General features: G+C 69.6%; 22 protein-coding genes, 1 pseudogene and 1 CRISPR repeat array (1 of these 24 running past the window's edge). Of the genes and pseudogenes, 15 read left to right on the top strand and 8 right to left on the bottom strand.

Annotation, left to right across the window (positions count from 1 at the left end):
* Window positions 1-39 precede the first annotated feature (39 nt).
* The 5 genes and pseudogenes from TTH_RS11780 to TTH_RS04600 form a co-directional block, all read left to right on the top strand.
* Window positions 40-132 (top strand): annotated as a pseudogene (locus TTH_RS11780) (DegV family protein); the annotation flags it as partial.
* A gap of 27 nt (window positions 133-159) precedes the next feature.
* Window positions 160-3096, top strand: a complete 2937-nt coding sequence (mfd, locus tag TTH_RS04585) for a transcription-repair coupling factor (RefSeq protein ID WP_011228274.1) — start codon at window positions 160-162, stop codon at window positions 3094-3096.
* A 202-nt stretch (window positions 3097-3298) separates the two neighbouring features.
* Complete coding sequence (locus TTH_RS04590; protein ID WP_011228275.1) at window positions 3299-5590, top strand: 3-hydroxyacyl-CoA dehydrogenase/enoyl-CoA hydratase family protein; 2292 nt, start codon at window positions 3299-3301, stop codon at window positions 5588-5590.
* Between the two features lie 10 nt (window positions 5591-5600).
* Window positions 5601-6794 carry a thiolase family protein gene (locus tag TTH_RS04595; RefSeq protein ID WP_011228276.1) on the top strand — a complete coding sequence of 398 codons (1194 nt, stop codon included), beginning with the start codon at window positions 5601-5603 and terminating at the stop codon, window positions 6792-6794.
* Between the two features lie 11 nt (window positions 6795-6805).
* Window positions 6806-8539: an acyl-CoA dehydrogenase family protein gene (locus tag TTH_RS04600; RefSeq protein ID WP_011172981.1), complete on the top strand. Its 1734-nt coding sequence runs from the start codon at window positions 6806-6808 to the stop codon at window positions 8537-8539.
* Window positions 8540-8594: 55 nt separating this feature from the next.
* Here the strand turns inward: TTH_RS04600 and cysS are convergent, their stop codons facing one another.
* Entirely contained in the window at window positions 8595-10037 is a 1443-nt protein-coding gene (cysS, locus tag TTH_RS04605; RefSeq protein ID WP_011228277.1) for a cysteine--tRNA ligase, read from the bottom strand.
* 36 nt (window positions 10038-10073) lie between these two features.
* Here cysS and hslO point away from each other — a divergent pair, with 36 nt between their 5' ends.
* The 4 genes from hslO to TTH_RS04625 all read left to right on the top strand — a co-directional run bounded on the left by hslO (window position 10074) and on the right by TTH_RS04625 (window position 12707).
* Window positions 10074-11099: an Hsp33 family molecular chaperone HslO gene (hslO, locus tag TTH_RS04610; protein WP_011228278.1), complete on the top strand. Its 1026-nt coding sequence runs from the start codon at window positions 10074-10076 to the stop codon at window positions 11097-11099.
* A 78-nt stretch (window positions 11100-11177) separates the two neighbouring features.
* Window positions 11178-11591, top strand: coding sequence for a universal stress protein (locus TTH_RS04615; protein ID WP_011228279.1), 414 nt, complete (start codon window positions 11178-11180; stop codon window positions 11589-11591).
* Between the two features lie 180 nt (window positions 11592-11771).
* On the top strand, window positions 11772-12458 hold the full coding sequence (locus TTH_RS04620; RefSeq protein WP_011228280.1) for a zinc metallopeptidase: 687 nt from the start codon (window positions 11772-11774) through the stop codon (window positions 12456-12458).
* Window positions 12459-12707, top strand: a complete 249-nt coding sequence (locus TTH_RS04625) for a TFIIB-type zinc ribbon-containing protein (RefSeq protein ID WP_011172986.1) — start codon at window positions 12459-12461, stop codon at window positions 12705-12707. It abuts the gene before it with no gap.
* 46 nt (window positions 12708-12753) lie between these two features.
* Here TTH_RS04625 and TTH_RS04630 read toward each other — a convergent pair whose 3' ends face one another.
* The 7 genes from TTH_RS04630 to TTH_RS04660 all read right to left on the bottom strand — a co-directional run bounded on the left by TTH_RS04630 (window position 12754) and on the right by TTH_RS04660 (window position 19485).
* Window positions 12754-13080: a nucleoside triphosphate pyrophosphohydrolase family protein gene (locus TTH_RS04630; RefSeq protein WP_011172987.1), complete on the bottom strand. Its 327-nt coding sequence runs from the start codon at window positions 13078-13080 to the stop codon at window positions 12754-12756.
* On the bottom strand, window positions 13070-16096 hold the full coding sequence (locus TTH_RS04635; protein WP_011228281.1) for an AAA family ATPase: 3027 nt from the start codon (window positions 16094-16096) through the stop codon (window positions 13070-13072). The genes TTH_RS04630 and TTH_RS04635 overlap by 11 nt, the downstream gene beginning before the upstream one ends.
* Window positions 16093-16590: a GerMN domain-containing protein gene (locus TTH_RS04640; RefSeq protein WP_011172989.1), complete on the bottom strand. Its 498-nt coding sequence runs from the start codon at window positions 16588-16590 to the stop codon at window positions 16093-16095. The genes TTH_RS04635 and TTH_RS04640 overlap by 4 nt, the downstream gene beginning before the upstream one ends.
* Window positions 16587-17741 (bottom strand): N-acetylmuramoyl-L-alanine amidase, encoded by a 1155-nt coding sequence (locus tag TTH_RS04645; protein WP_011228282.1) that lies wholly within the window; start codon window positions 17739-17741, stop codon window positions 16587-16589. The genes TTH_RS04640 and TTH_RS04645 overlap by 4 nt, the downstream gene beginning before the upstream one ends.
* Window positions 17738-18172 (bottom strand): SsrA-binding protein SmpB, encoded by a 435-nt coding sequence (smpB, locus tag TTH_RS04650; protein WP_011172991.1) that lies wholly within the window; start codon window positions 18170-18172, stop codon window positions 17738-17740. The genes TTH_RS04645 and smpB overlap by 4 nt, the downstream gene beginning before the upstream one ends.
* Window position 18173: 1 nt before the next feature.
* The gene (locus TTH_RS04655; RefSeq protein WP_011228283.1) at window positions 18174-18776 is read right to left on the bottom strand and encodes a carbon-nitrogen hydrolase family protein; all 603 of its coding nucleotides are present in this window, start codon (window positions 18774-18776) and stop codon (window positions 18174-18176) included.
* Between the two features lie 103 nt (window positions 18777-18879).
* A complete protein-coding gene (locus tag TTH_RS04660; protein ID WP_041443401.1) occupies window positions 18880-19485 on the bottom strand; it encodes a biotin transporter BioY in 606 nt (201 codons plus the stop codon).
* A gap of 111 nt (window positions 19486-19596) precedes the next feature.
* On the opposite strand from TTH_RS04660, the gene gap reads away from it, so the two are divergent.
* From gap to rnr, 6 genes are read left to right on the top strand one after another with little or no spacing between them, the layout of a single operon-like run.
* A complete protein-coding gene (gene gap / locus TTH_RS04665) occupies window positions 19597-20592 on the top strand; it encodes a type I glyceraldehyde-3-phosphate dehydrogenase (RefSeq protein ID WP_011228284.1) in 996 nt (331 codons plus the stop codon).
* On the top strand, window positions 20593-21765 hold the full coding sequence (locus tag TTH_RS04670) for a phosphoglycerate kinase (RefSeq protein ID WP_011228285.1): 1173 nt from the start codon (window positions 20593-20595) through the stop codon (window positions 21763-21765).
* 45 nt (window positions 21766-21810) lie between these two features.
* Window positions 21811-22098 (top strand): ribosome-binding factor A, encoded by a 288-nt coding sequence (locus TTH_RS04675; RefSeq protein WP_011172996.1) that lies wholly within the window; start codon window positions 21811-21813, stop codon window positions 22096-22098.
* Window positions 22077-22475, top strand: a complete 399-nt coding sequence (locus tag TTH_RS04680) for an acyl-CoA thioesterase (protein WP_011228286.1) — start codon at window positions 22077-22079, stop codon at window positions 22473-22475. The genes TTH_RS04675 and TTH_RS04680 overlap by 22 nt, the downstream gene beginning before the upstream one ends.
* A 9-nt stretch (window positions 22476-22484) precedes the next feature.
* Window positions 22485-23729, top strand: a complete 1245-nt coding sequence (locus tag TTH_RS04685) for an aspartate aminotransferase family protein (RefSeq protein WP_011228287.1) — start codon at window positions 22485-22487, stop codon at window positions 23727-23729.
* 1 nt (window position 23730) lies between these two features.
* Entirely contained in the window at window positions 23731-25965 is a 2235-nt protein-coding gene (gene rnr, locus TTH_RS04690) for a ribonuclease R (protein ID WP_011228288.1), read from the top strand.
* 467 nt (window positions 25966-26432) lie between these two features.
* A CRISPR array of direct repeats spans window positions 26433-26814; the repeat unit is 36 nt; unit sequence GTTGCAAGGGATTGAGCCCCGTAAGGGGATTGCGAC (it continues 718 nt past the right edge of the window).

A 26814-nucleotide genomic window follows, 5' to 3' on the forward strand; every position in this document is an offset into this window, starting at 1 on the left:
TACCATAGGGGGCGTGGAGCTCGGACTCGTGACCGACACCTGGAGCGGGGCAGGGTCACCCGCTCCGGGGCCACCATCGCCGCCAACGTGGGCCTGGGGGCGCTCGCGGTCCACGCCTACGCGCTAGAATAGCCCTTGGCCCTTCGGGGCCGCGTCGGCATGGAAATCGCGCTAGAGAGGATCTACGGCCACCGCCTGGCGCTCCCGCAGGTGGGGGCGGCCTTGCTTTTCGCCCAGGAGGCCCCCCCGGCCCTCCTCCTCGTCCCCGAGGCGCGGCTTAGGCGCTACCGGGACCTCTCCGCCTTCGGGGCCAAGGTCTACGTGAACCCCGGCCTCGAGGCCCTGGAGGAAAAAGCCCTCTTCGTCCTCTCCTACGAGGAGGCCCTAAGCCCCTTCCCCGAGGACCCTGAGGCCTGGCGGCTTCTTCTGGAGGTGGGCCGCGCCTACCCCCGGGAGGCCCTCCTCTCCCGCCTCCTCAAGCTGGGCTACGCCCGGGACGAGGACTACCGCGTCCTGGGGGAGGTGGTGGAGCTCGGCGAGGTGCGCCTGGAGTTCTTCGGGGACGAGCTGGAAAGGCTTGTGGTCCGGGGGGAGGAAAGGCGGCGCCACGTCCTTCTGCCCAAGCCGGGGAAGGCGGAGGGCTTCACCTCCAAGAAGGTCCTCCACTTCCCTGGCCCCGTCTACCTGGACACCCCCGCCCTCGCCCCCAAGGCCCTTTGGCCCCTCCTCGCGGGAAGGCCCTGGGTGGCCCTGGGCGGCGGGGTGGAGCTCCCCCCCTTGGAGCTCGGGGCGAGGCCCCTTCCTCCTTACCGGGGAAGCCTGAAGGCCCTGGAAAAGGACCTCGCCCGCTGGCTTGCCGAGGGGAAGCGGGTCCACCTCTTCGTGGGCCACGCCCGCACCTTGGAGTACCTCAAAAGGCGCCTCCAGGCCTTCTCGCCCCTCATCCTGGACCGCTTCCCCGGCCCCAAGGGGCGGCTTGCCCTCCTCCCCGGGGACTTTGAGGGCGGGGCGGAGTGGGGAGAGTGGGTCCTCCTCACCGAGGCCCTGGTCTTCGCCACCGGGGGGGTGCGGGCCAGGGTCCGGGTAGGGGAGGGGCTCAGCGACCCCGGGGCCCTTTCCCCAGGGGACTACCTCATCCACCCGGAGCACGGCGTCGGGCAGTACCTGGGCCTCGAGACCCGGGAGGTCCTGGGGGTCAAGCGGGACTACCTGGTCCTGCGCTACAAGGGGGAAGGGAAGCTCTACCTCCCCGTGGAGCAGCTTCCCCTCCTCAAGCGCCACCCCGGGACCACCGACGACCCCCCGGAGCTTTCCTCCCTGGGCAAGAACGAGTGGCAAAGGGCCAAGGAGCGGGCGCGGAAGGACGTGGAGGAGCTGGCTGGGCGCCTCCTCGTCCTCCAGGCCAAGCGCAAGGCCACCCCGGGCCGGGCCTTTCCCCCTTTGCCCGAGTGGGATCCTCTGGTGGAGAAGGGGTTCCCCTACGAGCTCACCCCCGACCAGAAGCGGGCCCTGGAGGAGGTCCTCCGCGACCTGGAAAGCCCCCACCCCATGGACCGCCTGGTCTCGGGGGACGTGGGCTTCGGCAAGACGGAGGTGGCCCTGAGGGCCGCCCACCGGGTGGTGGGGCACGGGGCCCAGGTGGCCTTCCTCGTGCCCACCACCCTCCTCGCCGAGCAGCACGGGAAGACCTTTAGGGAGCGCTTCCAGGGGCTTCCCGTGAGGGTTGCGGTCCTCTCCCGCTTCACCCCGCCCAAGGAGGAGGAGGCCATCCTAAAAGGCCTCGCCGAGGGGACGGTGGACATCGTCATCGGCACCCACCGCCTCCTCCAGGAGGACGTGCGCTTCAGGGACCTCGGCCTCCTCATCGTGGACGAGGAGCACCGCTTCGGCGTGGCCCAAAAGGAGAGGATCCGGGAGCTCAAGGCGGAGGTGGACACCCTCTACCTCTCCGCCACCCCCATCCCCCGCACCCTCTACTCCGCCCTGGTGGGCCTCAAAGACCTTTCCAGCATCCAGACCCCGCCCCCGGGGCGCAAGCCCATCAAGACCTTCCTCGCTCCCTTTGATCCCCTCTTGGTGCGGGAGGCCATCCTCTTTGAGCTGGAGCGTGGGGGCAAGGTCTTCTACGTCCACGACCGGGTGGCCTCCATAGAGGCCAGGCGGCGCTTTCTGGAAAACCTCGTCCCCGAGGCCCGCATCGGGGTGGTCCACGGCCAGATGCCCGAAAGCCTCATTGAGGAGACCATGCTCCTCTTCGCCGAAGGGGCGTACGACGTCCTCCTCGCCACCACCATCATTGAGGCGGGCCTGGACGTGCCCGAGGCGAACACCATCCTCATTGAGCGGGCGGACCGCCTGGGCCTCGCCACCTTGTACCAGCTCCGGGGCCGGGTGGGGCGGAGGGAGGAGGAGGCCTACGCCTACCTCTTCCACCCGCCTCGCCTCACCGAGGCCGCGGAGAAGCGCCTCGCCGCCATCGCCGACCTCTCCGATCTGGGCTCGGGCCACCTCCTGGCCGAAAGGGACATGGAAATCCGGGGCGTGGGGAACCTTTTGGGGCCGGAGCAGCACGGGCACATCCGGGCGCTTTCCCTCGAGGTCTACACCGAGCTTCTGGAAGAGGCCATCCGCAAGCTCAAGGGGGAGGCCAAGGAGGAGCGGCGGCACGTGACCCTGGACCTCGCCCTCTCCGCCCGGCTGCCCGCGGAGTACGTGGGGAGCCTCGAGGCCAGGAGCCGCTACTACAGCCGTTTTGCCGAGGCGAAAAGCCTCGCCGAGCTTTCCCGCCTGGTGCGGGAGCTCAAAGAGCGCTACGGGCCCCTTCCTGAGGAGGCGGAGAACTTCGTGGCCCTCGCCCGGCTCCGCCTGGTGGCGGAGAGGAAGGGGGTGGTGTCCATCACGGAGGGCCTCACCCACCTGGAGGTGGTCTTCCCCCGCTACCCCCTGGACTACGACGCCCGCGGCCTCAAGGGGCTTCCCTACCGGGTGGAGCTTACGCAGTACCCGCCCGGGTTCCGCCTGGAGAAGAAGGGCCTGAGGCCCCGGGACTACCCCGAGGCCCTGATGGAGGTGCTCTACCTCTTCGCCGACCTCTAGGGGCCCGCACGTTGATGGCCTCGGAGCGTCCGGACCCGAGCTGTGGAGGGCGTTTGGGGCCCCCACCTCGGTTTTCGCCGCGGTTGGGCGCTTGGCCGAGGCCCGGCCTGGGCGGGAAACAGCCTGGGGGACCCCGCCCGTGCGGCCCTTTGACAGGCGGGGCGTCTGGGGTTAAACTTTGACTGAGTATAAGGAGGTGCCCATGATCAAGAAGGTAGGCGTGGTAGGCGCGGGGACCATGGGTAGCGGGATCGCCGCCCTGGTGGCCAGCGCCGGGATCCCGGTGGTGCTCCTGGACATCCCCGGGAAGGAGGACCGGAACGAGTACGCCAAAAGGGGCCTGGAGCGCGCCCTCAAGGCCAGGCCCGCGGCCTTCATGGACCCCGAGCGGGCCCGCTACATTGAGATCGGCAACACCGAGGACCACCTGGAAAAGCTCAGGGACTGCGACTGGGTGGTGGAGGCCATCGTTGAGAAGCCAGAACCCAAGCAGGCCCTTTACGCCCGCCTGGAAAACCTTTTGAAACCCACCGCCATCGTCAGCTCCAACACCAGCGGCATCCCCATGAGGGTTCTCCTGGAGGGGCGCTCCGAGGGCTTCCGCCGCCGCTTCCTCGGGACGCACTTCTTCAACCCGCCCCGCTACCTCCACCTCCTGGAGCTCATCCCCACCCCGGAGACCGACCCCAAGGTCCTCGAGGAGATCCGCCGCTTCGGGGAGCGCATTCTGGGCAAGGGGACCGTCCTCGCCAAGGACTCCCCCGGCTTCATCGCCAACCGCCTCGGGGTTTACGGGATGGTGCAGGCCGTGCGCCTCATGGAGAAGCACGGCCTCACCATTGACGAGGTGGACGCCCTCACCGGGCCCCTCCTCGGCCGCCCCAACTCCGCCACCTTCCGCACCGCCGACCTCACGGGCCTGGACGTGCTCAAGCTCGTGACCGAGGAGCTCGCCCAGGCCACCGGGGAGGACTTCGCCCTTCCCGAGTGGGTCCACCGGCTCGTGGAGGAGGGCCGCCTCGGAGAGAAGGCGGGGGCCGGGTTCTACAAGCGGGTGAACGGGGAGATCTACACCCTGGACTACCGGACCTTGGATTACGCCCCCCGGACCAAGCTGGAGCTTCCCGAGCTTCGCGCCCTCCGGGACCTTCCCCTGAGGGAGCGCCTTGCCAAGGCCTTGGACCTTCCCGGTAAGTACGGGGCCTTCCTCCGGGAGCTTTTCGCCAGGACCGCCCACTACACCCTGGAGAAGGCCCCGGAGATCGCCTACGACCTCGTCTCCGTGGACCAGGCCCTGGAGTGGGGCTTCGGGTGGGAGGAGGGGCCCTTCAAGAACATGGACGCCGTGGGGCTTTCCCGGGTGGAGGCCCTTTTCGCCGAATACGGCCTGGAGGTTCCCGAGCTCCTCGGGAAGGCCCAGGGCACCTTCTACAAAGACGGCGCCTACCTGGGGTTTGACGGGGCCTACCACCCCTTGCCCAAGCGGGAGGGCGTCATCTCCCTAAAGGCCCTCAAGTCCGAGGGCAAGACCCTCTTGGAGGGCAAGGAGGCGGCCCTTCTGGACCTGGGGGATGGGGTGGCCCTTCTGGAGTTCCGCACCAAGATGAACGCCATCGGGGAGGGGGTCATCCGCATGCTCCAGAAGAGCCTGGAGTTTGTGGAGGAGAAGGGTTACCTGGGCCTCGTCATCGGCAACGAGGACCCGAGGGCCTTCTCCGCCGGGGCCAACCTGGCCCTCATCCTCTCCCTGGCCCAGGAGGGGGACTGGGACGAGCTCGCCCTGGCGGTGCGCCAGTTCCAGAAGGCCTCCATGTCCCTCCGCTATAGCCCCTTCCCCGTGGTGGTGGCGCCCTTCGGCCTGACTTTGGGGGGCGGGGCGGAGTTCACCCTGCACGCCGACCGGGTCCAGGCCCACGCCGAGCTCTATATGGGCCTGGTGGAGGCCGGGGTGGGGCTTTTGCCCGCGGGAGGCGGCACCAAGGAGATGCTCCTCCGCTTCACCCAAGAGCTTGCGCCCTACGAGGAGGCCGACCCCTTTGAGGCGGTGAAGCGGGCCTTCCAGCTCATCGCCATGGCCAGGACCTCCACGAGCGCCCTCGAGGCCCGCAAGATGGGCTTCCTCCGGGACGGGGACGGGATCAGCATGAACCGGGACTTCCTCATCGCCGACGCCAAGAGGCGGGTTTTGGAGCTCGCCCCCGACTACCGCCCGCCCCTGCCCCCGAGGATCCGGGTCTTGGGGAGCGAGGCCCTGGGCAACCTCCGCTACGCCGTCTGGTCCTTCCGCGAGGCGGGGGAGATCACGGACCACGACATGAAAATCGGCCTGGAGATCGCCTACGTCCTCTCCGGCGGGGAAGGCCCGGCGCGGGAGGTCTCCGAGTGGGACCTTCTGGACCTGGAGCGCGAGGCCTTCTTGAAGCTCCTCGGCACCCGGAAGACCCAGGAGCGCATCGCCTACACCTTGAAGACGGGGAAGCCTCTCAGGAACTAAGGGGGAGAAGATGCGGGAAGCGGTCATCGTAAGCGCAGTGCGGAGCCCCGTGGCCCGGGGCAAGAAGAACGGGGCCTTGGCCACCCTCCACCCCGTGGACCTCTCCGCCCAGGTGATGCGGGCGGCGGTGGAGCGGGTGGGCCTGGACCCCAAGGAGCTTGAGGACGTCCTCTGGGGGTGCGCCATGCCCGAGGCGGCCCAGGGGCTGAACATCGCCAGGCTCGCCCTCCTCCGGGCGGGCTTCCCGGTGGAGGTGGCGGGGGCCACCATCAACCGCTTCTGCTCCAGCGGCCTCCAGACCATCGCCATGGCCGCCCAGGCGGTGATGACGGGGATGGCGGACGCCGTCTTGGCGGGCGGGGTGGAGATGATGAGCCAGGTGCCCATGTCGGGCTTCCACACCAGGCTCCACCCCGACCTCACCCCCACGGAGTGGAGCCCCGAGACCTACTCCACCTACATCGGCATGGGCTTCACCGCCGAAAGGGTGGCGGAGCGCTTCGGCATAAGCCGCGAGGACCAGGACAGGTGGGCCTTGAGGAGCCACCAGAAGGCGGCCCAGGCCTGGGCCGAGGGGCGCTTCCCTGAAGTGGTCCCCATCCGGGTGCCTAAGGTCACCTACCGCGGGACCAAGAAGGAGGTGGAGGAGGTCGTCTTTGATCGGGACGAGACGGTCCGCCCCGACACCAGCCTCGAGGCCCTGGCCAAGCTGAGGCCCGCCTTTAAGAAGAACGGCACCGTGACCGCGGGCAACTCCAGCCCCTACTCCGACGGGGCGGCGGCGGTGGTGGTCATGAGCCGGGAGAAGGCGGAGGCCCTGGGCCTCAAGCCCCTCGCCCGCTTTGTGAGCTTCGCCGTGGCCGGGGTGGAGCCCGACGTGATGGGGATCGGCCCGGTGAAGGCGGTGCCCAAGGCGCTGCAGCGCGCGGGGCTTACCCTGGACCAGATCGCCCTCATTGAGTTCAACGAGGCCTTCGCCGCCCAGGTCCTGGCGGTGATGCGGGTCCTGGAGATGCCCGAGGAGAAAACGAACGTCAACGGCGGGGCCATCGCCTTAGGCCACCCCCTGGGGGCCACGGGGGCCAAGCTCACCGCACAGCTCTTGAGCGAGCTATCCCGGCGGGGTGGGGGGTACGGCCTCGTCACCATGTGCATCGGCGGCGGCATGGGCGCCGCGGGCGTGTTTGAGGTCTATCCGGCTTAAGGAGGAGAACCATGACCGAGGAAAAAAAGCTCTGGCAGAAAGGCGGCGGCTGGCTTCTTGAGGTCCCGGAGCGGGTCTACACCCCGGAGGACTTTGACGAGAGCGTCAAGGAGATCGCCCGCACCACCCGTACCTTCGTGGAGCGGGAGGTGCTTCCCCTCCTGGAGCGGATGGAGCACGGGGAGCTTGAGCTCAACGTGCCCCTGATGCGCAAGGCGGGGGAGCTCGGGCTTCTGGCCATTGACGTTCCCGAGGAGTACGGCGGCCTGGACCTGCCCAAGGTGATCTCCACCGTGGTGGCCGAGGAGCTTTCCGGAAGCGGGGGCTTCTCCGTCACCTACGGCGCCCACACCTCCATCGGCACCCTGCCCCTCGTCTACTTCGGCACCGAGGAGCAGAAGCGCAAGTACCTTCCCAAGCTCGCAAGCGGCGAGTGGATCGCCGCCTACTGCCTCACGGAGCCGGGCTCGGGCTCCGACGCCCTCGCCGCCAAGACCCGGGCCACGCTCTCCGAGGACGGCAAGCACTACATCCTGAACGGGGTGAAGCAGTGGATCTCCAACGCGGGCTTCGCCCACCTCTTCACCGTCTTCGCCAAGGTGGACGGGGAGCACTTCACCGCCTTCCTGGTGGAGCGGGACACCCCGGGCCTCTCCTTCGGCCCCGAGGAGAAGAAGATGGGCATCAAGGCCTCCAGCACCCGGCAGGTGATCCTGGAGGACGTCAAGGTGCCCGTGGAGAACGTCCTCGGGGAGATCGGCAAGGGGCACAAGATCGCCTTCAACGTCCTCAACGTGGGCCGCTACAAGCTCGGGGCGGGGGCCGTGGGCGGGGCGAAAAGGGCCTTAGAGCTTTCCGCCCAGTACGCCACCCAGAGGGTGCAGTTCGGCCGCCCCATCGGCCGCTTCGGCCTCATCCAGCAGAAGCTCGGCGAGATGGCGAGCCGCATCTACGCCGCGGAGAGCGCCGTCTACCGCACCGTGGGCCTCATTGACGAGGCCCTTTTGGGCAAGAAGGGCCCGGAAGCGGTGATGGCGGGCATTGAGGAGTACGCCGTGGAGGCCAGCATCATCAAGGTGCTGGGCTCCGAGGTTCTGGACTACGTGGTGGACGAGGGGGTGCAGATCCACGGGGGCTACGGCTACTCCCAGGAGTACCCCATTGAGAGGGCCTACCGCGACGCCCGCATCAACCGCATCTTTGAGGGCACCAACGAGATCAACCGCCTCCTCATCCCCGGCATGCTCCTCCGCCGGGCCCTGAAGGGCCAGCTCCCCCTCATGCAGGCCGCCCAGCGCCTTCAGAAGGAGCTTCTGGAGCCGAGCTTTGAGGAGCCCGAGGACCTCGAGCTCCACCAGGTCCAAAACCTGAAGAAGCTCGCCCTCATGGTGGCGGGCCTCGCCGTGCAGAAGTACGGTCAGGGCGTGGAGGAGGAGCAGGAGGTGCTGGGGGCCGTGGCCGACATCCTCATTGACGCCTACGCCGCAGAGAGCGCCCTCCTCCGGGCCAGGCGGCTTGGCGGGCTTGCCCCGGTCCTTGCCCGCATCTACCTGGCCCAGGCCCTGGACCGGGCCCAGGCGGGGGCGCTTTCCGTGCTGCCCCGCCTCGTGGAAGGGGACGAGGCCCGGGTGGTCTACTCCGCCGCCCGCAGGCTCACGAAGCGCGAGCCCGTGGACCTCGTGGCCCTGCGCCGCCAGGCGGCGGAGGCGGTGCTGGAGGCCGGGGGCTACCCCATCCCGCGCTGACGCCAGCGTGGGGTGATCTTACCCCCCGTGCGGGCTTGCCCCGCACGGGGGCTCTTTAGCGCTCCAGGCGCCACCTCGGGCCCTCCTTGGTGTCCTCCACGATGACGCCGAGGGCCCTTAACCTTTCCCGGATGAGGTCGCTTTTTTCGTAGTCCTTGGCCCGCCTCGCCTCTTCCCTAAGCTCCAGGAGGAGGGCGATGAGGCCCTCGAGGAGGGGCCCGGAGACCCTTTCCTCCAGGACCCTCTCGGGAAAGAGGCCGAGGATCCCTTCCCCCAAGGTGTGGAAGACCGCCTCGGCCCGGGCGAGGCTTTCCGCCTTGGCCTCGGGGAGGAGCTTGTGGAGCTCGGGGAGGAAGGCGAAGAGGGCGGCCAGGGCCTCGGGAGTGGAGAGGTCGTCCTCTATGGCCTCCATGAAGGCCTTTTCCAGGGCGTCCAGGGCCCTTTCCAGCTCGGGGGTGGTGCCGGGGGGTGCGGTCTTCTTGCGCCCCCGCACCTCCCGGTAGGCGTGGAGGAGGCGGCCATACCCCCTTTTGGCGCTTTCCAGCCCTTCCCAGGTGAAGTCCATGGGGCTCCGGTAGTGGGTCTGGAGGAGGTAGAAGCGGAGGGCCATGGGCTCGTGGGCCTCGAGGAGGTCGTGGAGGAGGACGAGGTTCCCCGTGCTCTTGGCCATCTTCTCCCCCTCCAGGAGGACGTGGTTGTGGTGCATCCAGTGCCGGGCGAAGCGGAAGCCCGCGGCCTCCGCCTGGGCGATCTCGCACTCGTGGTGGGGAAACTGCAGGTCAATCCCCCCGGCGTGGAGGTCAAAGCCTTCCCCCAGGTACTTGAGGCTCATGGCCGTGCACTCAATGTGCCAGCCGGGGTACCCCTCCCCCCAGGGGCTCTTCCAGCGCATGATGTGCCCGGGCTCGGCCGCCTTCCAGAGGGCGAAGTCCAGGGGGTCTTCCTTCTCCTCCCGCACCTCCACCCGGGCCCCCGCCCTGAGCTCCTCCAGGCGCTTTCCTGAGAGCTTCCCGTACTCGGGGAAGGAGCGCACCCGGAAGTAGACGCTTCCCTTCCGCTCGTAGGCCACCCCCCGCGCAAGAAGCCTTTCCGTGAGCTCCAGCATCTCCGGGATGTGGCCTGAAGCCCTCGGGGCGATGGAGGGCCTGAGGACGTTCAGGGCCTGCATGGCGTCAAAGTAGCTCCAGGTGTACTTCTCGGCCACCTCCATGGGCTCAAGCCGTTCCAGCTTGGCCCGCCTCACGATCTTGTCCTCGCCCTCGTCGGCGTCGTCGGTGAGGTGGCCCACGTCGGTGATGTTGGAGACGAAGCGCACCTTGTAGCCCTTGTGGAGGAGGTAGCGCCTCAGGACGTCGTAGACCACGGGACCCCGGGCGTGGCCCAGGTGGGGGTCGGCGTAGACCGTGGGGCCGCAGACGTAGATCCCCACGTGGCCGGGGACCGCGGGCTCAAAGGGCACTTTGCGGCGCGCCAGGGTGTCGTAGATGACCAGGCCCATAGGGCGATTATAGGGCCCGTGGCATAATGGCGGGGTATGGGACGGATCCTTAGGGGCCTGGCCGGGGAGGGGGATCTGAGGGTGGTGGCCGCCGAGACCACGGACGTGGTGGAGGAGGCGCGGCTGCGCCACGGCCTTTCCCCCACGGCCACGGCCGCCCTTGGCCGCGCCATGACCGGGGCCCTCCTTTTGGCCCAGCTCCTCCTCAAGACCCCCAAGGAGCGGATCACCCTCCGCGTGGAGGGGACGGGGCCCTTGGGGGGGCTTGTGGTAGAGGCGGACGCCTTTGGGCACGTGCGGGGCTACGTGAAGAACCCCAGGGCCGAGGTCCCCTTGAGGGAGGACGGGAAGCTCAACGTGGGGGAGCTTGTGGGAGCCGGGGCGCTTCGGGTGGACCGGAGCCTGCCGAGCGGGGAGGTCTATACGAGCACCGTCCCCCTGGTCTCGGGGGAGATCGCCGAGGACCTCGCCCACTACCTCTGGCAGTCGGAGCAGATCCCTTCCGCCGTCCTCCTCGGCGTGCGGGTCAAGGGAGAAGGGGAGGTGGAGGTGGCGGGGGGCGTGGCCGTCCAGGTGATGCCCGGGGCCAGGGAAGAGGTTTTGGACCGCCTCGAGGCCAACCTGAAGGACCTCCCCGGCCTCACCCCCCTCCTTCGGGAGCGGGGCCTGGAGGGGGCTTTGGAGGCCCTTCTTGCGGGCCTGGGCTTTGAGCGCACCGACCTCCGCGCCCTGGGCTACTTCCAGAACGAGATCCCCGCCCGCTTCCGCTGCCGCTGCAACCGGGAGAAGGCCCTGGAGGCCCTGGTCTTCTTCACTCCGGAGGAGCGGGAGGACATGATCGTGAAGGACGGCGGGGCGGAGGTGGTCTGCCACTGGTGCGGGGAGGTCTACCGCTTCTCCCCGGAGGAGGTCCGCTCCCTGGTGGCCGAGGTGCGCTGCCCCGACTGCGGGACGCTTTGGCTCTACCCCAAGGGGGACGGCACCCTCGCCCGCATTGAGGGGGAGACCTGCCGCTGCGGCCGCAAGGTGGAGCTTCCCTCGGAGACCCGCCCCCAGGCTTGACCACCCCATGCTGGCTTAGACCAGCATGGGGGCCCCAGAGGAGGGTCCGGGGGCCGAGGAAGCGGGTAAACTAGGAGCATGTTCAAGACCATCCTCCTGGCCTACGACGGCTCGGAGCACGCGAGGCGGGCGGCGGAGGTGGCCAAGGCCGAGGCGGAGGCCCACGGGGCGAGGCTCATCGTGGTCCACGCCTACGAGCCCGTGCCCGACTACCTGGGGGAGCCCTTCTTTGAGGAGGCCCTGAGGCGCCGCCTGGAACGGGCGGAGGGGGTCCTCGAGGAGGCCCGGGCCCTCACCGGCGTCCCCAAGGAAGACGCCCTCCTCCTGGAGGGGGTGCCTGCCGAGGCCATCCTCCAGGCGGCCCGGGCGGAGAAGGCCGACCTCATCGTCATGGGCACCCGGGGGCTTGGGGCTTTGGGGAGCCTCTTCCTGGGAAGCCAGAGCCAACGGGTGGTGGCCGAGGCCCCCTGCCCCGTCCTCCTCGTCCGGTAGTTGCAGGGGGGACGGCTCCTTGTTATAAAGTGAGTTCCGGGGAGTAGCCGCCCCGAAAGCGGGGCCAGCCGATCGTCAGGACGGGAGGCATCCCCGGTCGGCTGGGGCGCCTTTAGGCGCATGGCGAGACCACCGTTTGGGTGGCCTCGTCTCTCTGCTACTCCCCGGAAGGAGGGAGCCATGGACACGCTCGCGTTCTTGCTCATGATCCTGGTCTTCGTGGCCAGCCTGGCCATCCAAGGGGGTCTGCAGGCCACCTTTGCCCGCTACAGCCGGGTGGCGAACAGCCGGGGGCTTACGGGGGCCGAGGTGGCCCGGGCGATCCTGGACGCCCACGGCCTCACCCACGTCCGGGTGGAGCCCGTGCCCGGAGCCCTCACGGACCACTACGACCCCCAGGCCAAGGCCGTGCGGCTTTCCGAGCCCAACTACGCCTCGCCCAGCCTCGCCGCCTTGGCCGTGGCCGCCCACGAGGTGGGGCACGCGGTGCAGGACGCCCGGGGCTACGCCTGGCTTAGGGTGCGGGCGAGCCTGCTCCCTGCGGCGAGCCTGGGGAGCAACCTGGGGCCCATCCTGGTCCTCGCCGGCCTCTTCCTCGGGGCCTTGGGCCTCGCCAAGCTCGGCCTCTACCTGTACCTGGCGGTGGCCCTCTTCCAGCTCATCACCCTGCCCGTGGAGTTTGACGCTTCCAAGAGGGCCCTGGAGTTCCTAAGGCGCATGGGCTTCCTCAGGCCGGAGGAGATGCGCCCGGCCCGGCAGGTCCTCACCTGGGCCGCCCTCACCTACGTGGCCGCCTTGGCGGGTTCCTTGGCCACGATCCTCTACTACGCGAGCCTCCTGGGCCTCTTCGGCCGGAGGGAGGAGTAGATGCCCCTGCTTCTTTGCCCCAACTGCCAGGTGGGCATGCGGGAGGTGGAGCGGCGCGGTGTCCTGATAGACGTCTGCCCCCAGTGCGGCGGGGTGTGGCTGGACAAGGGGGAGCTGGAAAAGCTTTTGGCCGAGGCCGAGGAGGTGGAGCGCCGCTACGAGGAGGAGCTGGAGGGCTTCTACCGCAAGGAGGGCAAGCCCTACAAGAGGAAAAAAGGCTTCATGAAGCTCTTTGACCTGTTTGACTGAGGGATTGGGATGGCCGCCCCCCGGAAGCTCCGGGGGGCGGTTCGCATTAGCGGTCGTCCCCGTCCCCTCCCAGCCTGCCCCGTTCCTTGCGGGAGCGGAGCTTCGCCAGGTTGGCCTGGGCCACGGCCTCGAGGCTTTCCCCCAGGTCCGTGGCCACCTGGGCCACGTACCAGAGCACGTCCCCGAGCTCGGCGAGAATGGCCTCCCGCGCCTCCTCGCTGAGGCGCCCCCCGTGGTCGCGCAGGACCTTCTTCACCTTGTTGGCGAGCTCCCCGGCCTCCCCCGCGAGGCCCAGGGCGGGGTAGACCAGGCGGTAGGCCTCGGGGTAGAGGGCGGTCTTCTGGGCTTCCTTTTGGTACTCCTCAAAGGTCATGGACCACCTCCTTGCGGATGGCGTAGACCCGGCTCACCCCCTCCTCGCTGGTGACGCCGTAGAGGGCGTGGCAGGCCTCCATGGTCCGCTTCTGGTGGGTCACCAGGAGGAACTGGCGCCCCGAGCGCAAAAAGCGCGTGAAGCGCAGGAGGTTCGCCTCGTCCAAGGCGGCGTCCACTTCGTCCAGGACGGCGATGGGAAGCCCGCCTTGGAGTTCCCCCAGGGCGAAGAGGAAGGCCAGGGCCCCGAGGGTCTTCTCCCCCAGGGAGAGGAGGCGGAGGTCCTGGGTGCGCTTCCCCGCTGGGGTGACCACGAGGCCCAGCCCCCGCGCCGTCCGGCGCACCTCCGCCCGCCCGCCGAGCAGGGCCTCCCCGTAGCGGCGGAAGGCCTCCTGGAAGCGGGCGAAGGCCTCCTCCAAGCGCTTCTGGTGCTCGGCCTCCACCCCTTTGGCCTCGGCCTCGAGGCGGAGAAGGGCTTCCACGGCCTCGTCCAGCTCCCGCTGGCGCGCCTTAAGCTTTTCCTCGGCCTCGGCCAGGGCCCTTTCCGCCAGGGCGTTCACCGGGCCCAGGGCCTCTAGCTCCGCCTCCGCTTGGGCGAGGCGGGCCTGGAGGGCGCGTGGGGTTCCTTCCAGGCGGGGAAGCTCGGGGAGCTCGGCGAGCTCCCGCTCCACCTCTTCCCAGGCCGCCTCCCGCCGGGCCAGGGTGAGGCGGAGGTGCTCCCGCTCGGCGAGGAGGTGGTTTTGCCGGGTGAGGAGCCGGGTCTCCTCCTCCGCCAGGGCCTTGAGGGCCTGCCGGAGCTTCCGCGCCCCTTCCTCCAGGGACCGGGCCCTTTCCGCCAGGGGGCGGGTGGCCTCTAAGGCCTTCTCCAGCTCCGCAAGCCGGGCCCGGACCCGCGCCGCCTCCTCCTGAAGCCTTTCCCACTCCTCCCAGGCCCGCTTCCTTTCCAAGAAGCGGGCGTGGGCCTCCGCCTGCTGGAGGAGGGCCTCGAGGCGGGCCGCCTCCTCGCGGAGGGCCTCGAGGCCCTGAGCCTCGTGCGCCTCCGGCGGCTCCGGGGGCTTGGGCTCGGGGGGGAGGGGCCTTTCCAGCCGGGCCCGGAGGGAGAGGAGCCGGGCCTTGGCCTCCTCCAGGGCCCTGGGGTGGGGGAAGGCGGAGAGCCGTTCCCTTAGGGCCTGGGCCTCCCGGGCGAGGGCCCTTTCCTCCGTCTCCGCCTCGTCAAGCCGCCGCCTTAGGGAGAGGGCCTCCCCCCCGGCGCGGACCCTCCCCCCGGTGATGGCCCCCGTGCGCTCCACCACCTCCCCCTCCAGGGTCACGAGGCGTTCCCCTCCCCCTGCCCTCAGGTAGGCGAGGGCCCGGTCCAGGTCCTGGAAGACCAGGGTGTCCCCGAAGAGGACGCCGAGCACCGCCTCCTCCGGCAGGCCGGGAAGGCGCAGGCGGGCCAGGGCGCGGGCGGGGCCCAAGAGGCCGGGGAAGGGCTTGGGCTCGGGGAGGGGGCGGGGGCGGAGGAGGGTGAGGGGGAGGAAGGTGGCCCGCCCCCCCACCCGCTTCAGGTGGGCGATGGCCCTCTTGGCCGCCTCCTCGTCCTCCACCAGAACCCACTGGAGCCTGGGGCCGAGGGCCGCTTCCAGGGCTTGCTCCAGCCCGGGCTCGGGGCGGAGGAGGTCGGCCACCACGCCGAGCACCCCCGAAAGGCCCCGGACCCGCCTCGGCCCCTCGTGGAGGTCGGCCCCGCTTTCCACCAGGCGGTGGAGGCGCTCCCGCTCTTTGGCCACGCCTTTTCGCTGGGCCTCCACCTCCTTGAGCCTCGCCTCCAGCCCCTCCCGCTCCCGAAGCCTCGCGGCGAGCCGGGCCACCTCCTCTTCCAGGGCCTCCACCTCGGGCCTTAGGGCCTCCCGCTCCCTGAGGGCCTCGAGGCGGGCGGCGAGCCTTTCCTCGTACCGGGCCCGCTCGGCCTCGTATCGGCGGCGCGCTTCCTCCGTCCTTTGGACCTCGGCCTCTTTGCGCCGGATCTCCTCCCTGAGGCTGCGGAGCCTGGCCCTCAGGGCCTCGGGGGCTTCTTCCGGCCTTGGGGGCTCGGGGCCGGGTTCGGGAGGAGGGGGCCGGTCCAGGGCCTGGAGGACGCGGCGCAAGGACCCGGCCTCCCCCATAAGCCCCTCCCGCTCCTTGAGGGCGAGGTGGGCCTCCTCCAGGGCGTGGCGGAGCCCTTCCTCCTCGGCGAGGAGGCCCCGCTTGCGGGAGAGGAGGGCCTCCATGGCCTCCTGGAGCCCTTGGAGCTCGGCCTCCAGCGCCTTAAGGCGGGACCGGATCCCCTGGGCTTCCTCCGCCAGCGCCTCCTTCCGGGCGAGGAGGAGGCTCCGCTTGAGCCTGAGCCTAAGCAGGCTCAGCTCCCGGGCCCTTTTCGCCCGGTCGGCCTCCCGCGCCAGGGCCTCCACCTCCTCCTTCAGGGCCTTTAGGGCCTTTTCCCGCTCCTCCACCAGGGCCGCCGCCTGGGCCAGGCGCTCCTCGGTGAGGCGGACGGCCTCGGCCACGGGCCTGAGCCCCGCCGCCTCCTCCAGGTGGGCGAGGAGCTGGGCCTCGGGGGACTCCAGCACCGCGCCCACCTCCCCCTGGCCCACCACGGCGTACCCGCCCCGGCCGAGCCCGGTGCCCGCGAGGTGGAGGGCGAGGGCCTTGGCGCTCGTGGGGCGGCCGTTCACCCGGAGCTGGCTTCGGTCCCCCTCAATGCGCCGCTCCACCACCAGGCGCTCCCGGCCCCGGGAGAGCTCCAGGCGCACCTCGGCCACGCCCTGGGGGGGACGGGTCTTGGCGCCGTGGAAGAGAAGGGCCTTGAGCTCCTCCCCCCTCAGGTCCTGGGCGCGGCTTCCGGTGACGAAGCGGATGGCCTCCACCAGGTTGCTCTTCCCGGAGCCGTTGGGGCCGATGATCCCCGTGACGGGGTCGGGGAAGTCCAGGAGGGTCCGGTCGGCGAAGGACTTAAACCCCTGGAGGACGAGGCGGTCCAGGCGCCAGGTCTCGCTCATGGCAGGCGTACGGGGACTTCCAGGTCCAGGTGGGCGAGGCCGGGGCTCGGCTGTCCTTCCACCAGAAAGCGCACCTCGCTGCCCTCGGGGAAGGTGGCGAGGAGGGTGTAGGCGAGGCTGTAGAGGCGGTAGACCTCCCCTTCGGCGTCCAGCCCCCGGACGAAGTCCTCGGGCAGGTCCACCACGAGGCGCCCCTCCGCCGCGAAGAGGCCCAGGGGGGTGGGGCTTCCCGTGGCCTGGGCCCAGGCGAGGAGGGCCTTCTCGTAGGGGTTTTCCCCCAGGCCCACCTCGAGGACCACGGGCTCCCGGAGGAAGCCCCGGGGCGGGTCGGGGCGGTAGAGGTTCAGGGTGAGCTTCTCCTCCCGCGCGGCCTCGTCCGCGGGCAGGGGCAGGGCCTTGGGGGGGTTGGGGACGGGGCTTTGCCAGTAGACGAAAAGCCCCAGGGCGAAGACGAGAAGGCCGAGGAGGTTGTAGACGCTCAGGTACTTCCTCACGGCGCGCCCCCCTCGAGGTAGGCCCGGATCCCCTGGGCGATGGCCTGGGCCACGAGGGCGCGGGCCTCCTCCGTTCCCAGCCTTTCCGCCCCCACCTCCAAAAGCACCGCCGCCCCGTCCACCCGGGTCAGGGCGTAGGGCCCCTCGGCCTTGACCACGGCGAACCCCTGGGCGGCGAGGGCCCGCTCCAGGGCCAGGGCGAGGCGGGCGGGGTCCCCGGCGTAGGCCCGAAGGAGCCTCGCCCGTTCCTCGGGAAGGTCGCCGAGGCGGGGGAGGCTTTGGGCGAGGGGGCTCGTCCGGTCCTTGGGAAGGTAGAGGCGCACCTCACGGCCCCGGGCCATGTGGAGGGAGACCACCACGGAGGCGGTGCGGGCCAGGGCGAGGCGCGCCTCCAGGGGCAGGGTTTCGTCGCCCTGCCGGGTGAGCCGGGCGCCCGGCAGGAGGGCGGCCACGCGGCGGGCGAGGTCCAGGGCGACCTCCTTCTCCGCCAGCCCCTGGACCTCGAGGCCCGGGTCCTCCCCGCCGTGCCCCGGGTCCAGGAGGACGGTGGGGGAGGGGAGGGGGAGGGGGGTGAGGCCCACGGCCACCTGGCCGCCCCCGGGGTAGTAGACCCGCTCCGGGGGGCGGGAGAGGGGGAGGAAGAGGCCCATGGCCTCCTGGACCAGGGAGGGGTGGCTCCCCTGGGCCATGAGGAAGAGGACGCCCCCGGGCCGCACCACGGCGTTCACCTCCCGGCTGAAGCGGAGGAGGTAGCCTTCGGGCCGGGCCTCCACCTGGAGGAGCCGGGCCCAGGGGAGGTCCAGCTGGATGCCCACCTGGGCCTGGTAGGAGAGGCCGAGGGCGTCCGCTAGGGGGCGCAGGGGCACGTAGACGCGCCCGTCCTTGCGCCAGGCGGCGAGGCTGGAGGCGGCCTTGGCCTCGTCCGCTTCCACCGGGAAGGTCCGGTAGCGGGCCCCAAGCCCGAGGGCCACCTGGCCCTCCCCCTGCCAGAGGGCGAGGCCGAGCCCCCGGGCCACGAGCCCCACCTCCCCGTAGGACACCCCCCGGTTTCCCGGGTAGAGGGCTTCCCCGGTAAGCTCCCCCACCTTCAGGGGCTTGGGGGCCTGGGCCAGGGCGAAGGCGGCGAGGAAGAGGAGGAAGAGGGCCCTCATAGCTCCTCCAAGGCGCGGCGCACCGCCTCCTTCTTGTCCTCGCGCCGCTTTTCATAAGCCTTCTTCCCCCGGGCGAGGCCCAGGAGGACCTTGGCGTACCCCCGCTCGTTGAAGTAGATCTTGAGGGGGACCAGGGTGAGGCCCTTCTGCTCCACCTTGCCGAGAAGCCGCCTAAGCTCGTGCTTGTGCAGGAGGAGCTTCCGCTTCCTCCTCGGGTCCACGTTGGCGTAGGAGCCCTTCTCGTAGGGGGCGATGTAGAGGTTTTCCAGGTAAAGCTCGCCGTCCTCAAACCTGGCGAAGCTTCCCGTGAAGTCCACCTTCCCCGCCCTCAGGGACTTCACCTCGGTCCCTTTGAGGGCGATGCCCGCCTCGTAGGTTTCCAGGATCTCGTAGTCGTGCCGCGCGCGGCGGTTCTCCAGCACGGGGGCCATCTTACCAAAGCCGGTAGAGCTCCTCCCGGCGGTGGCGGAGGAGGGGGTACTTCTTGCGGTAGGCCTCGAGGAAACCCCAGTCGGGCTCGGCGACGAGGAGGCCTTCCTCCTCCCTCCGCGCCAAGACCCGCCCGTCGGGCGCGACGAAGAGGGAGGGGCTTCCCGTGTCCGCGCGGCTCGCCAGGAAGAGGTAGGCCTGGTTCTCCGCCGCCCGGGCCCGGGCGAGGACCTCCAAAAGCCCGGCGTACTCCCCGGGCCAGGCCGCCCCCACGAGAAACCCCTGCGCCCCCTTCAGGGCGTAGGCCCGGAAGAGCTCGGGGAAGTCCAGGTCGTAGCAGAGGGCAAGCCCGAAGGCCCGGCCCTCCCAAGGGAGGAGGAGGGGCCTTTCCCCGGGGCGGAGGCCCTCGTCCCCCTCTTCCCCCTCCGCCCGGTAGAGGTGGAGCTTGGCGTAGGCGGGGCCTTGGGGGAAGGCTTGCAGGCGGTTTTCTCCTTCCGCGAGGTGCCCCGCGAGGAGGAGAAGCCCCGCCTCTTCCGCAAGCTCCCTAAGGGCCTGGGGAAGCCCGGGGTCCTCCCGTTTGCCCAGGACGAGCTCGGGGAGGAGCAAAAGCCCCGCCCCCCGCTCCCGGGCCTCTTGGGCCAGGGGCGGAGGGCCTGGAGGAGCTCCCTTAGGCTTTCCCGCTTGGCCAGGTGGGCCAGGGCGAGGCGCATTACCTCGGGCCCAGGAAGCGCCAGGCGGTGGGGAAGAGGAGGGCGGCGAGGACCGCCTTCACCAGGTCCCCGGGGATGAAGGGGAAAAGCCCCATGGCGAGGAGGGCGGAGACGCCCCCGAACTTCCCCGCGCCCATGAGCCAGGCGGCGAGCCAGGGAAGCCCCACGAGGTAGAGGAGGGCGTTCCCCAGGAGCATGGCGAGGAGGGTGCCGAAGAAGCCCCGGTCCAGGCCGAAGCGCTCCACCAGAAGCCCCACGAGGCCCGCCGCCAGGGGGAAAGCCAGGAGGAACCCTCCGGTGGGCCCTAGGATTTTGGCGATCCCGCCCGTTCCCCCGGCGAAGACGGGGAGGCCCATGGCCCCCTCCAGGAGGTAGGCGAGGAGGGCGAGGAAGCCCAGGCGGCTTCCCAGGGCCGCCCCCACCAGGAGGACGCCCAGGGTCTGGCCGGTGATGGGGACCGGGGTGAAGGGGAGGGGGAGGGCGATCTGGGCGGTGAGGGCCACGAAGAGGCTTCCCACGAGGATGAGGAGGAGGTCCCGGGAAAGGGTCCTTTGGGGCCAAATGGTCTTCATAAGCGGCGTGTAGGGCAACACCTCGGTCTTCACGCTTTCGCCTCCTTTCCCCGCCCTTGGCGGGTCGTCAACCAAGCTATGGGTTTCCGGTTGACGTGTCAAGGCGGGGGCTAAGGGGTATACTGGCCCGGAGGAGGTGTAGGCATGAAGGTCGGTATCAACGGATTCGGCAGGATCGGGCGGCAGGTTTTTAGGATTCTCCACGAAAGGGGCGTGGAGGTGGCCCTGATCAACGACCTCACCGACAACAAGACCCTGGCCCACCTGTTGAAGTACGACTCCACCTACGGCCGCTTCCCCGGGGCGGTGGGCTACGACGAGGAAAACCTCTACGTGGACGGGAAGGCCATCCGGGCCACGGCGATCAAGGACCCCCGGGAGATCCCCTGGAAGCAGGCGGGGGTGGGGGTGGTGGTGGAGTCCACGGGCGTCTTCACCGACGGGGAGAAGGCGAGGGCCCACCTCGAGGCCGGGGCCAAGAAGGTGATCATCACCGCCCCCGCCAAGAACGAGGACATCACCGTCGTCCTCGGGGTGAACCACGAGCAGTACGACCCCGCCAAGCACCACATCCTCTCCAACGCCAGCTGCACCACGAACTCCCTCGCCCCCGTGATGAAGGTCCTGGAGGAGGCCTTCGGCGTGGAGAAGGCCCTCATGACCACGGTCCACTCCTACACCAACGACCAGCGCCTTCTGGACCTTCCCCACAAGGACCTGCGCCGCGCCCGGGCCGCCGCCCTCAACATCATCCCCACCACCACGGGGGCGGCCAAGGCCACCGCTTTGGTCCTTCCCTCCCTCAAGGGGCGGTTTGACGGGATGGCCCTAAGGGTGCCCACGCCCACGGGGAGCATCTCCGACATCACCGCCCTCCTCAAGCGGGAGGTGACCGCCGAGGAGGTGAACGCCGCCCTCAAGGCCGCGGCCGAGGGCCCCTTGAAGGGCATCCTCGCCTACACCGAGGACGAGATCGTCCTCCGGGACATCGTCATGGACCCCCACTCCTCCATCGTGGACGGGAAGCTCACCAAGGCCATCGGCAACCTGGTCAAGGTCTTCGCCTGGTACGACAACGAGTGGGGCTACGCCAACCGGGTGGCCGACCTGGTGGAGCTCGTCCTGAAGAAGGGGGTCTAGATGCGGACCCTTTTGGACCTGGACCCCAAGGGCAAGCGGGTCCTGGTGCGGGTGGACTACAACGTCCCCGTCCAAGACGGGAAGGTCCAGGACGAGACCCGGATCCTGGAAAGCCTCCCCACCCTCCGCCACCTCCTCGCCGGGGGGGCTTCCCTCGTCCTCCTCTCCCACCTGGGCCGCCCCAAGGGCCCGGACCCCAAGTACTCCCTGGCCCCGGTGGGGGAGGCCTTGAGGGCCCACCTCCCAGAGGCCCGCTTCGCCCCCTTCCCTCCGGGCTCGGAGGAGGCGAGGCGGGAGGCGGAGGCCCTGAGGCCCGGGGAGGTCCTCCTCCTGGAGAACGTCCGCTTTGAGCCGGGAGAGGAGAAGAACGACCCCGAGCTTTCCGCCCGCTACGCCAGGCTCGGGGAGGCCTTCGTCCTGGACGCCTTCGGGAGCGCCCACCGGGCCCACGCCAGCGTGGTGGGGGTGGCGAGGCTCCTCCCCGCCTACGCCGGCTTCCTCATGGAGAAGGAGGTGAGGGCCCTTTCCCGCCTCCTCAAGGACCCGGAAAGGCCCTACGCCGTGGTGCTGGGCGGGGCCAAGGTCTCGGACAAGATCGGGGTCATTGAGAGCCTCCTTCCCCGCATAGACCGCCTCCTCATTGGCGGGGCCATGGCCTTCACCTTCCTCAAGGCCCTAGGGGGAGAGGTGGGGAGGAGCCTGGTGGAGGAGGACCGGCTGGACCTGGCCAAGGACCTCTTGGGGCGGGCCGAGGCCTTGGGGGTCAGGGTCTACCTCCCCGAAGACGTGGTGGCGGCGGAGCGCATAGAGGCGGGGGTGGAGACCCGGGTCTTCCCGGCCCGGGCCATCCCCGTCCCCTACATGGGCCTGGACATCGGCCCCAAGACCCGGGAGGCCTTCGCCCGGGCCCTGGAAGGGGCGAGGACGGTCTTCTGGAACGGGCCCATGGGGGTCTTTGAGGTGCCTCCCTTTGACGAGGGGACCTTGGCCGTGGGGCAGGCCATCGCCGCCCTCGAGGGCGCCTTCACCGTGGTGGGCGGGGGCGACTCGGTGGCGGCGGTGAACCGCCTGGGCCTTAAAGAGCGCTTCGGCCACGTCTCCACCGGGGGCGGGGCGAGCCTGGAGTTCCTGGAAAAGGGCACCCTGCCCGGCCTCGAGGTCCTGGAAGGCTAAGGCGCGGGCGTTTAGAATGGGCCTGGGGCGTGGAGGCCCCAGGCCATGGCTTACGGCAAGGCCCACCTCGAGGCCCAGTTGAAGCGCGCCCTCGCGGAGGAGATCCAGGCCCTCGAGGACCCCAGGCTCTTCCTCCTCACCGTGGAGGCGGTGCGCCTTTCCAAGGACGGGAGCGTCCTCTCGGTCTACGTGGAGGCCTTCCGGGAGGAAGAGGGGGCCCTGCGGGCCCTCTCCCGGGCCGAGCGCCGGCTTGTGGCCGCCCTTGCCCGGAGGGTCCGCATGCGCCGCCTGCCCCGCCTGGAGTTCCTGCCGTGGAGAGCGTCACCCGCATAAAGGTTCGCTACGCCGAGACGGACCAGATGGGCGTGGTCCACCACTCGGTCTACGCCGTCTACCTGGAGGCGGCCCGGGTGGACTTCCTGGAAAGGGCCGGCCTTCCCTACCACCGGGTGGAGGCGAGGGGGGTCTTCTTCCCCGTGGTGGAGCTCGGCCTCACCTTCCGCGCCCCCGCCCGCTTCGGGGAGGTGGTGGAGGTCAGGACCCGCCTCGCGGAGCTCTCCTCCCGGGCCCTCCTCTTCCGCTACCGGGTGGAGCGGGAAGGGGTCCTTTTGGCCGAGGGCTTCACCCGCCACCTCTGCCAGGTGGGGGAGAGGGCGGCCCGCATCCCGGAGGACATCTACCGGGCCTTGAGCGTGCTACACTTAAAGTAGCATTGGGGCATGGACTTGGACGCCTTCACCCTCTTTGAGCGGCACATCAACCCAGGCCTCGCCGGGCTTCTCCGCTTCACCGGGCTAGACCGGGTGGAGTCCCACGCCGAAGGCCCCTACGTCTGGGACACCCAGGGCAAGCGCTACCTGGACTTCCTAGGCCTCTACGGCACCCTGAACCTGGGCCACCGCCACCCCAAGGTGGTGGAGGCGGTCAAGCGGCAGCTTGACCGCATGCCCATGTCGGTGCGGGTCCTGGTCTCGGAGCCCACGGCCAGGCTTGCCGCAAAGCTCGCCGAGATCACCCCGGAGGGCCTGGAGATGGTCTTCTTCGGCAACTCCGGGGCCGAGGCGGTGGAGGCCGCCATCAAGCTGGCCCGGGCCTACACCGGCAAGCCCGGCATCGTCACCACCCAAGGGGGGTTCCACGGCAAGACCATGGGGGCGCTCTCCCTCACCCCCAAGCCCGAGTACCAGGACCCCGCAAGGCCCCTCCTCCCCGGGGTCAAGGTGGTGCCCTACGGGGACCTAAAGGCCCTGGAGGAGGCCATAGACGAAACGACCGCCGCCGTGATCGTGGAGCCCATCCAGGGGGAAGGGGGCATCCGGGTGCCCCCCGAGGGGTACCTGAGGGGCGTGCGGGAGCTTACCCGGGAAAAGGGCGTCCTCATGATCGCCGACGAGGTGCAGACCGGCCTCGGCCGCACGGGGAAGCTCTTCGGGGTGGACTGGGAGGGGGTCTCCCCGGACCTCATGACCCTGGCCAAGGCCCTGGGGGGCGGGGTGATGCCCATCGGGGCCTGCGTGGGGCGGCGGGAGGTCTTTGAGGTCTTCAAGAATAACCCCCTCTTCCACTCCTCCACCTTCGGGGGGAACCCCCTGGCCGCGGCCGCCGCCCTTGCGGCCATTGAGGTCACCCTGGAGGAGGACCTCCCGGGGCGGGCCCTGGAGCTCGGCCGCCACCTGATGGAGGGGCTAAAGGTCCTCAAGGAGGAGCACCCCCACCTCATTGAGGACGTGCGCGGCCGGGGGCTCATGGTGGGCGTGGAGTTCGCGGACGCCGACATCGGCGCCCTGGTGGTGGCGGAGATGGCGGAGAGGGGCGTCCTCACCGCCTTCGGCCTGAATAACCCCAAGGTGGTCCGCCTCGAGCCCCCCCTGATCATCGGCAAGGAGCACGTGGACGAGGCCCTCGCCGTCTTCGCGGAGGCCCTCAAGGCTACGGAAAAGGCCCTCGAGGGCCTTCTAGGTTGAAATGCAGGAAACGCTTTTAGAGTTTTTCAAGAAGACGGGGAGGCCGCACCGGCTGGAGGAGATCCTGCACCGGTTCGGCCTGGAGAAGCGGGAGGCCAAGGCCCACCTTAAGGCCTTGGTGGCGCGGGGGCTTCTGGAGAAGAAGGGAAGCCGGTACTTCCTGGCCAACCGGGTCCAGGGGCCCTTAAGCCTCCATCGGGACGGGTACGGCTTCGTCCGCCTCCCCGAGGGGGACCTCTTCGTCCCCCCGGGGTACACGGGGGACGCCTGGCCGGGCGACCTGGTGGAGGCCCGCGTCATGCCCCCGGGCCGGGACGGAAGGCCTTGGGGGGTGGTGGAGCGGGTCCTCAAGCGGGCGCGGGAGCGGCTCGTGGGGACCCTGGACTTCCGGAAAGGCCGCGCCCTGCTCCTCCCCGACGAGCCCAACCTCCCGGAGCTTCCCCTCGCCCCCGAGGGGCTTGAGGGCCTGAAGCGGGGAAGCCGCATCGTGGTCCAGGTCCACTACGGCAAGCGCCCCTACGGGACCTTCCTTGCGTACCTGGGGGAGGGGGAGGCCCCCGAGACGGAGACGGAGGCCGTCATCGCCAAGTACGGCCTCCGCGCCGAGTTCCCCGAGGAGGTCCTGAAGGAGGCGGAGGCCATCCCCTTGGAGATCCCCGAGGCGGAGCTTAGGCGGCGGGAGGACTTCAGGGGCCTTCGGGTCTTCACCATAGACGGGGTGGACGCCAAGGACTTTGACGACGCCATCCACGTGGAGCGTCTGCCTGGGGGCTACCGCATCGGGGTCCACATCGCCGACGTCTCCCACTACGTCAAGGAGGGAAGCCTCTTGGACCAGGAGGCCTTCCTCCGGGGCACCAGCGTCTACCTCCCGGGGCGGGTCCTCCCCATGCTTCCCGAAAGGCTTTCCAATGGGGTCTGCTCCTTGAGGCCGGGGGAGGACCGCTTGGTCCTCTCCGTGCTCGTGGACCTCACGGAGGACCTAAAGGTCAAGCGGGTCCGCTTCCGGGAAGGGGTCATCCGGAGCGTCGCCCGCCTCACCTACACCGAGGTGGAGGCCTTCGCCGAGGGCTTCGGCCTTCCCGAGGAGCACGCCTTCCTGGCGGAGGACTTGCGCCTCCTTTTGGACCTCACGCAGAGGATGCGGGAGAAGCGCCTAAAGGAGGGCGCCTTGGACTTCGCCTTCCCCGAGGTGAAGGTGGAGGTGGGGGAGGAGGGGGAGCTTCACCTCATCCCCCAGGCGGAGCCCAAGGCCAGAAGCCTCATTGAGGAGCTGATGCTCCTCGCCAACCGGCTGGTGGCGGAGTACCTGGTGCAAAAGGGCCTCCCCGGCCTCTTCCGCGTCCACGAGGAGCCGGTCCAGGACGCCTACGAGAAGCTCCGCCAGGCCCTGGCCCGCCTGGGCTATACCCTCCCCCCCAAGCTTTCCGGCCACGCCCTGCAAAAGGCCCTCCTCGCCTCGCGGGGCCGCCCGGAGGAGCCCGTGGTGGCCTACCTCGTCCTCCGCTCCTTGCGCCTGGCCCGCTACGCCCCGGAGAACCTGGGCCACTTCGGCCTCGCCATGGAGCACTACCTGCACTTCACGAGCCCCATCCGCCGCTACCCGGACCTGGTGGTCCACCGGGTGCTGAAGGCCGCCTTGCGCCGGACCCTCACCCCGGCGCGGAAGGCGCGGTGGCAAGAGGCCTTTCCCGCCATCGCCGAGCACGCTTCGGAGATGGAAAGGAAGGCGGAAGCCGCCGAGAGGGAGCTCACCAAGTACTACATGGCCAAGTGGGCCGAGCTCCACGTGGGGGAGCGCTTCTTGGGGAAGGTCACCGGGGTGGCGAACTTCGGGGCCTTCGTCACTTTGCCCAACGGGGTGGAGGGGCTGGTGCGCCTCGAGGCCCTGGGGCCCTACACCTACAGCGAGGAGGCTATGGCCCTCCTCGGCCCCAAAGGGCGGAGGATCCGCCTCGGGGACGAGATGGAGGTGCGGATCGCCGGGGCCAACCCGAGGCTTAGGCAGGTGGACCTCCTCCCCGTGGAGGAGGCGCCCAAGAAGACCAAGAACAGGAAGGAAAAGGCTAAGGAGGTGGAGATGCGCAAAGTGGTAGGACCCCCCAAGGACCGGGCCCGGGACACCCGTCCCGAGCGGGCCACGGTGAACACCATCTACTTCGGCGAGTGGACCCCCAAGGAGCCCGAGGAGCCCCGCCCGGAGAGGACCCGGGCCCGCAAAAAGCGGCGCCGCTAAGGCTTCCGCAAGCCCCTGGGGGGGCTGGCAGCGCTCCAGGCCCAGCGCCTGGAGGCTGCCCTCTTGGGACGGGGGCGCTGCGCCCCCTTTTACTTCTGGCGGTAGAGCGGGCCTTTGCTATACTTGTCAGCAAAATTACGATGCAACTGGCTTTCTTTGGGCTTTGAAAAACAAAGCTCAGTCCGGTAGCCCCTTCCTCGCCGAAATTTTGACCTGGCCCAACGTTGCGGTGTGTGCTATACTCCCCCTAACCCGGACCTCCGGGTGGGGACCTTGAAAGCCAGTTTTTCCCTTGCGGAAGGCGAATATGCGCTTTTTCTTTTCATCGCCCCTTCCTCCTGTGGCTTTGCATCGGCATAAACCCCCGAAAACCCCCGTTATTCGCCGTGTGCATATTCCAAGCTTCATCTTTCTCACAAACCCCCCTCTGGCGGCGCCGTCCAGGACGGGGTTCTTTGGGGGGTACCGTTGCAAGGGATTGAGCCCCGTAAGGGGATTGCGACTCGTAAGCGATAACGGGGAGGGCGACGCCAATCGCGTTGCAAGGGATTGAGCCCCGTAAGGGGATTGCGACGCCACGGCGTACGCCGCCGCCCAGAGGGCCTTCTGGTTCAGGTTGCAAGGGATTGAGCCCCGTAAGGGGATTGCGACTTTGCGAGGATTACCCCCTCGGTGGGCCCGAGGAGGTTCGTTGCAAGGGATTGAGCCCCGTAAGGGGATTGCGACCACGTCCCTCACGACCGAGGCCAGGGACGTCTTCACGTGGTTGCAAGGGATTGAGCCCCGTAAGGGGATTGCGACCTCCCTCCTTTCCCGCCTATCTTACTCCCCCATGAGGTGTTGCAAGGG

Source organism: Thermus thermophilus HB8 (assembly GCF_000091545.1).
Taxonomy (GTDB): domain Bacteria; phylum Deinococcota; class Deinococci; order Deinococcales; family Thermaceae; genus Thermus; species Thermus thermophilus.

Excerpts from the sequence above, each read along its gene's own strand:
- TTH_RS04595 (WP_011228276.1), top strand. The coding sequence starts at position 5,601 with ATGCGGGAAGCGGTCATCGTAAGCGCAGTGCGGAGCCCCGTGGCCCGG.
- TTH_RS04670 (WP_011228285.1), top strand. The coding sequence starts at position 20,593 with ATGCGGACCCTTTTGGACCTGGACCCCAAGGGCAAGCGGGTCCTGGTG.
- smpB (WP_011172991.1), bottom strand. The coding sequence starts at position 18,172 with ATGGCCCCCGTGCTGGAGAACCGCCGCGCGCGGCACGACTACGAGATC.
- hslO (WP_011228278.1), top strand. The coding sequence starts at position 10,074 with ATGGGACGGATCCTTAGGGGCCTGGCCGGGGAGGGGGATCTGAGGGTG.
- TTH_RS04645 (WP_011228282.1), bottom strand. The coding sequence starts at position 17,741 with ATGAGGGCCCTCTTCCTCCTCTTCCTCGCCGCCTTCGCCCTGGCCCAG.
- TTH_RS04620 (WP_011228280.1), top strand. The coding sequence starts at position 11,772 with ATGGACACGCTCGCGTTCTTGCTCATGATCCTGGTCTTCGTGGCCAGC.
- TTH_RS04635 (WP_011228281.1), bottom strand. The coding sequence starts at position 16,096 with ATGAGCGAGACCTGGCGCCTGGACCGCCTCGTCCTCCAGGGGTTTAAG.
- gap (WP_011228284.1), top strand. The coding sequence starts at position 19,597 with ATGAAGGTCGGTATCAACGGATTCGGCAGGATCGGGCGGCAGGTTTTT.
- mfd (WP_011228274.1), top strand. The coding sequence starts at position 160 with ATGGAAATCGCGCTAGAGAGGATCTACGGCCACCGCCTGGCGCTCCCG.
- TTH_RS04625 (WP_011172986.1), top strand. The coding sequence starts at position 12,459 with ATGCCCCTGCTTCTTTGCCCCAACTGCCAGGTGGGCATGCGGGAGGTG.
- cysS (WP_011228277.1), bottom strand. The coding sequence starts at position 10,037 with ATGGGCCTGGTCATCTACGACACCCTGGCGCGCCGCAAAGTGCCCTTT.
- TTH_RS04630 (WP_011172987.1), bottom strand. The coding sequence starts at position 13,080 with ATGACCTTTGAGGAGTACCAAAAGGAAGCCCAGAAGACCGCCCTCTAC.
- TTH_RS04675 (WP_011172996.1), top strand. The coding sequence starts at position 21,811 with ATGGCTTACGGCAAGGCCCACCTCGAGGCCCAGTTGAAGCGCGCCCTC.
- TTH_RS04600 (WP_011172981.1), top strand. The coding sequence starts at position 6,806 with ATGACCGAGGAAAAAAAGCTCTGGCAGAAAGGCGGCGGCTGGCTTCTT.
- TTH_RS04590 (WP_011228275.1), top strand. The coding sequence starts at position 3,299 with ATGATCAAGAAGGTAGGCGTGGTAGGCGCGGGGACCATGGGTAGCGGG.
- rnr (WP_011228288.1), top strand. The coding sequence starts at position 23,731 with ATGCAGGAAACGCTTTTAGAGTTTTTCAAGAAGACGGGGAGGCCGCAC.
- TTH_RS04615 (WP_011228279.1), top strand. The coding sequence starts at position 11,178 with ATGTTCAAGACCATCCTCCTGGCCTACGACGGCTCGGAGCACGCGAGG.
- TTH_RS04685 (WP_011228287.1), top strand. The coding sequence starts at position 22,485 with ATGGACTTGGACGCCTTCACCCTCTTTGAGCGGCACATCAACCCAGGC.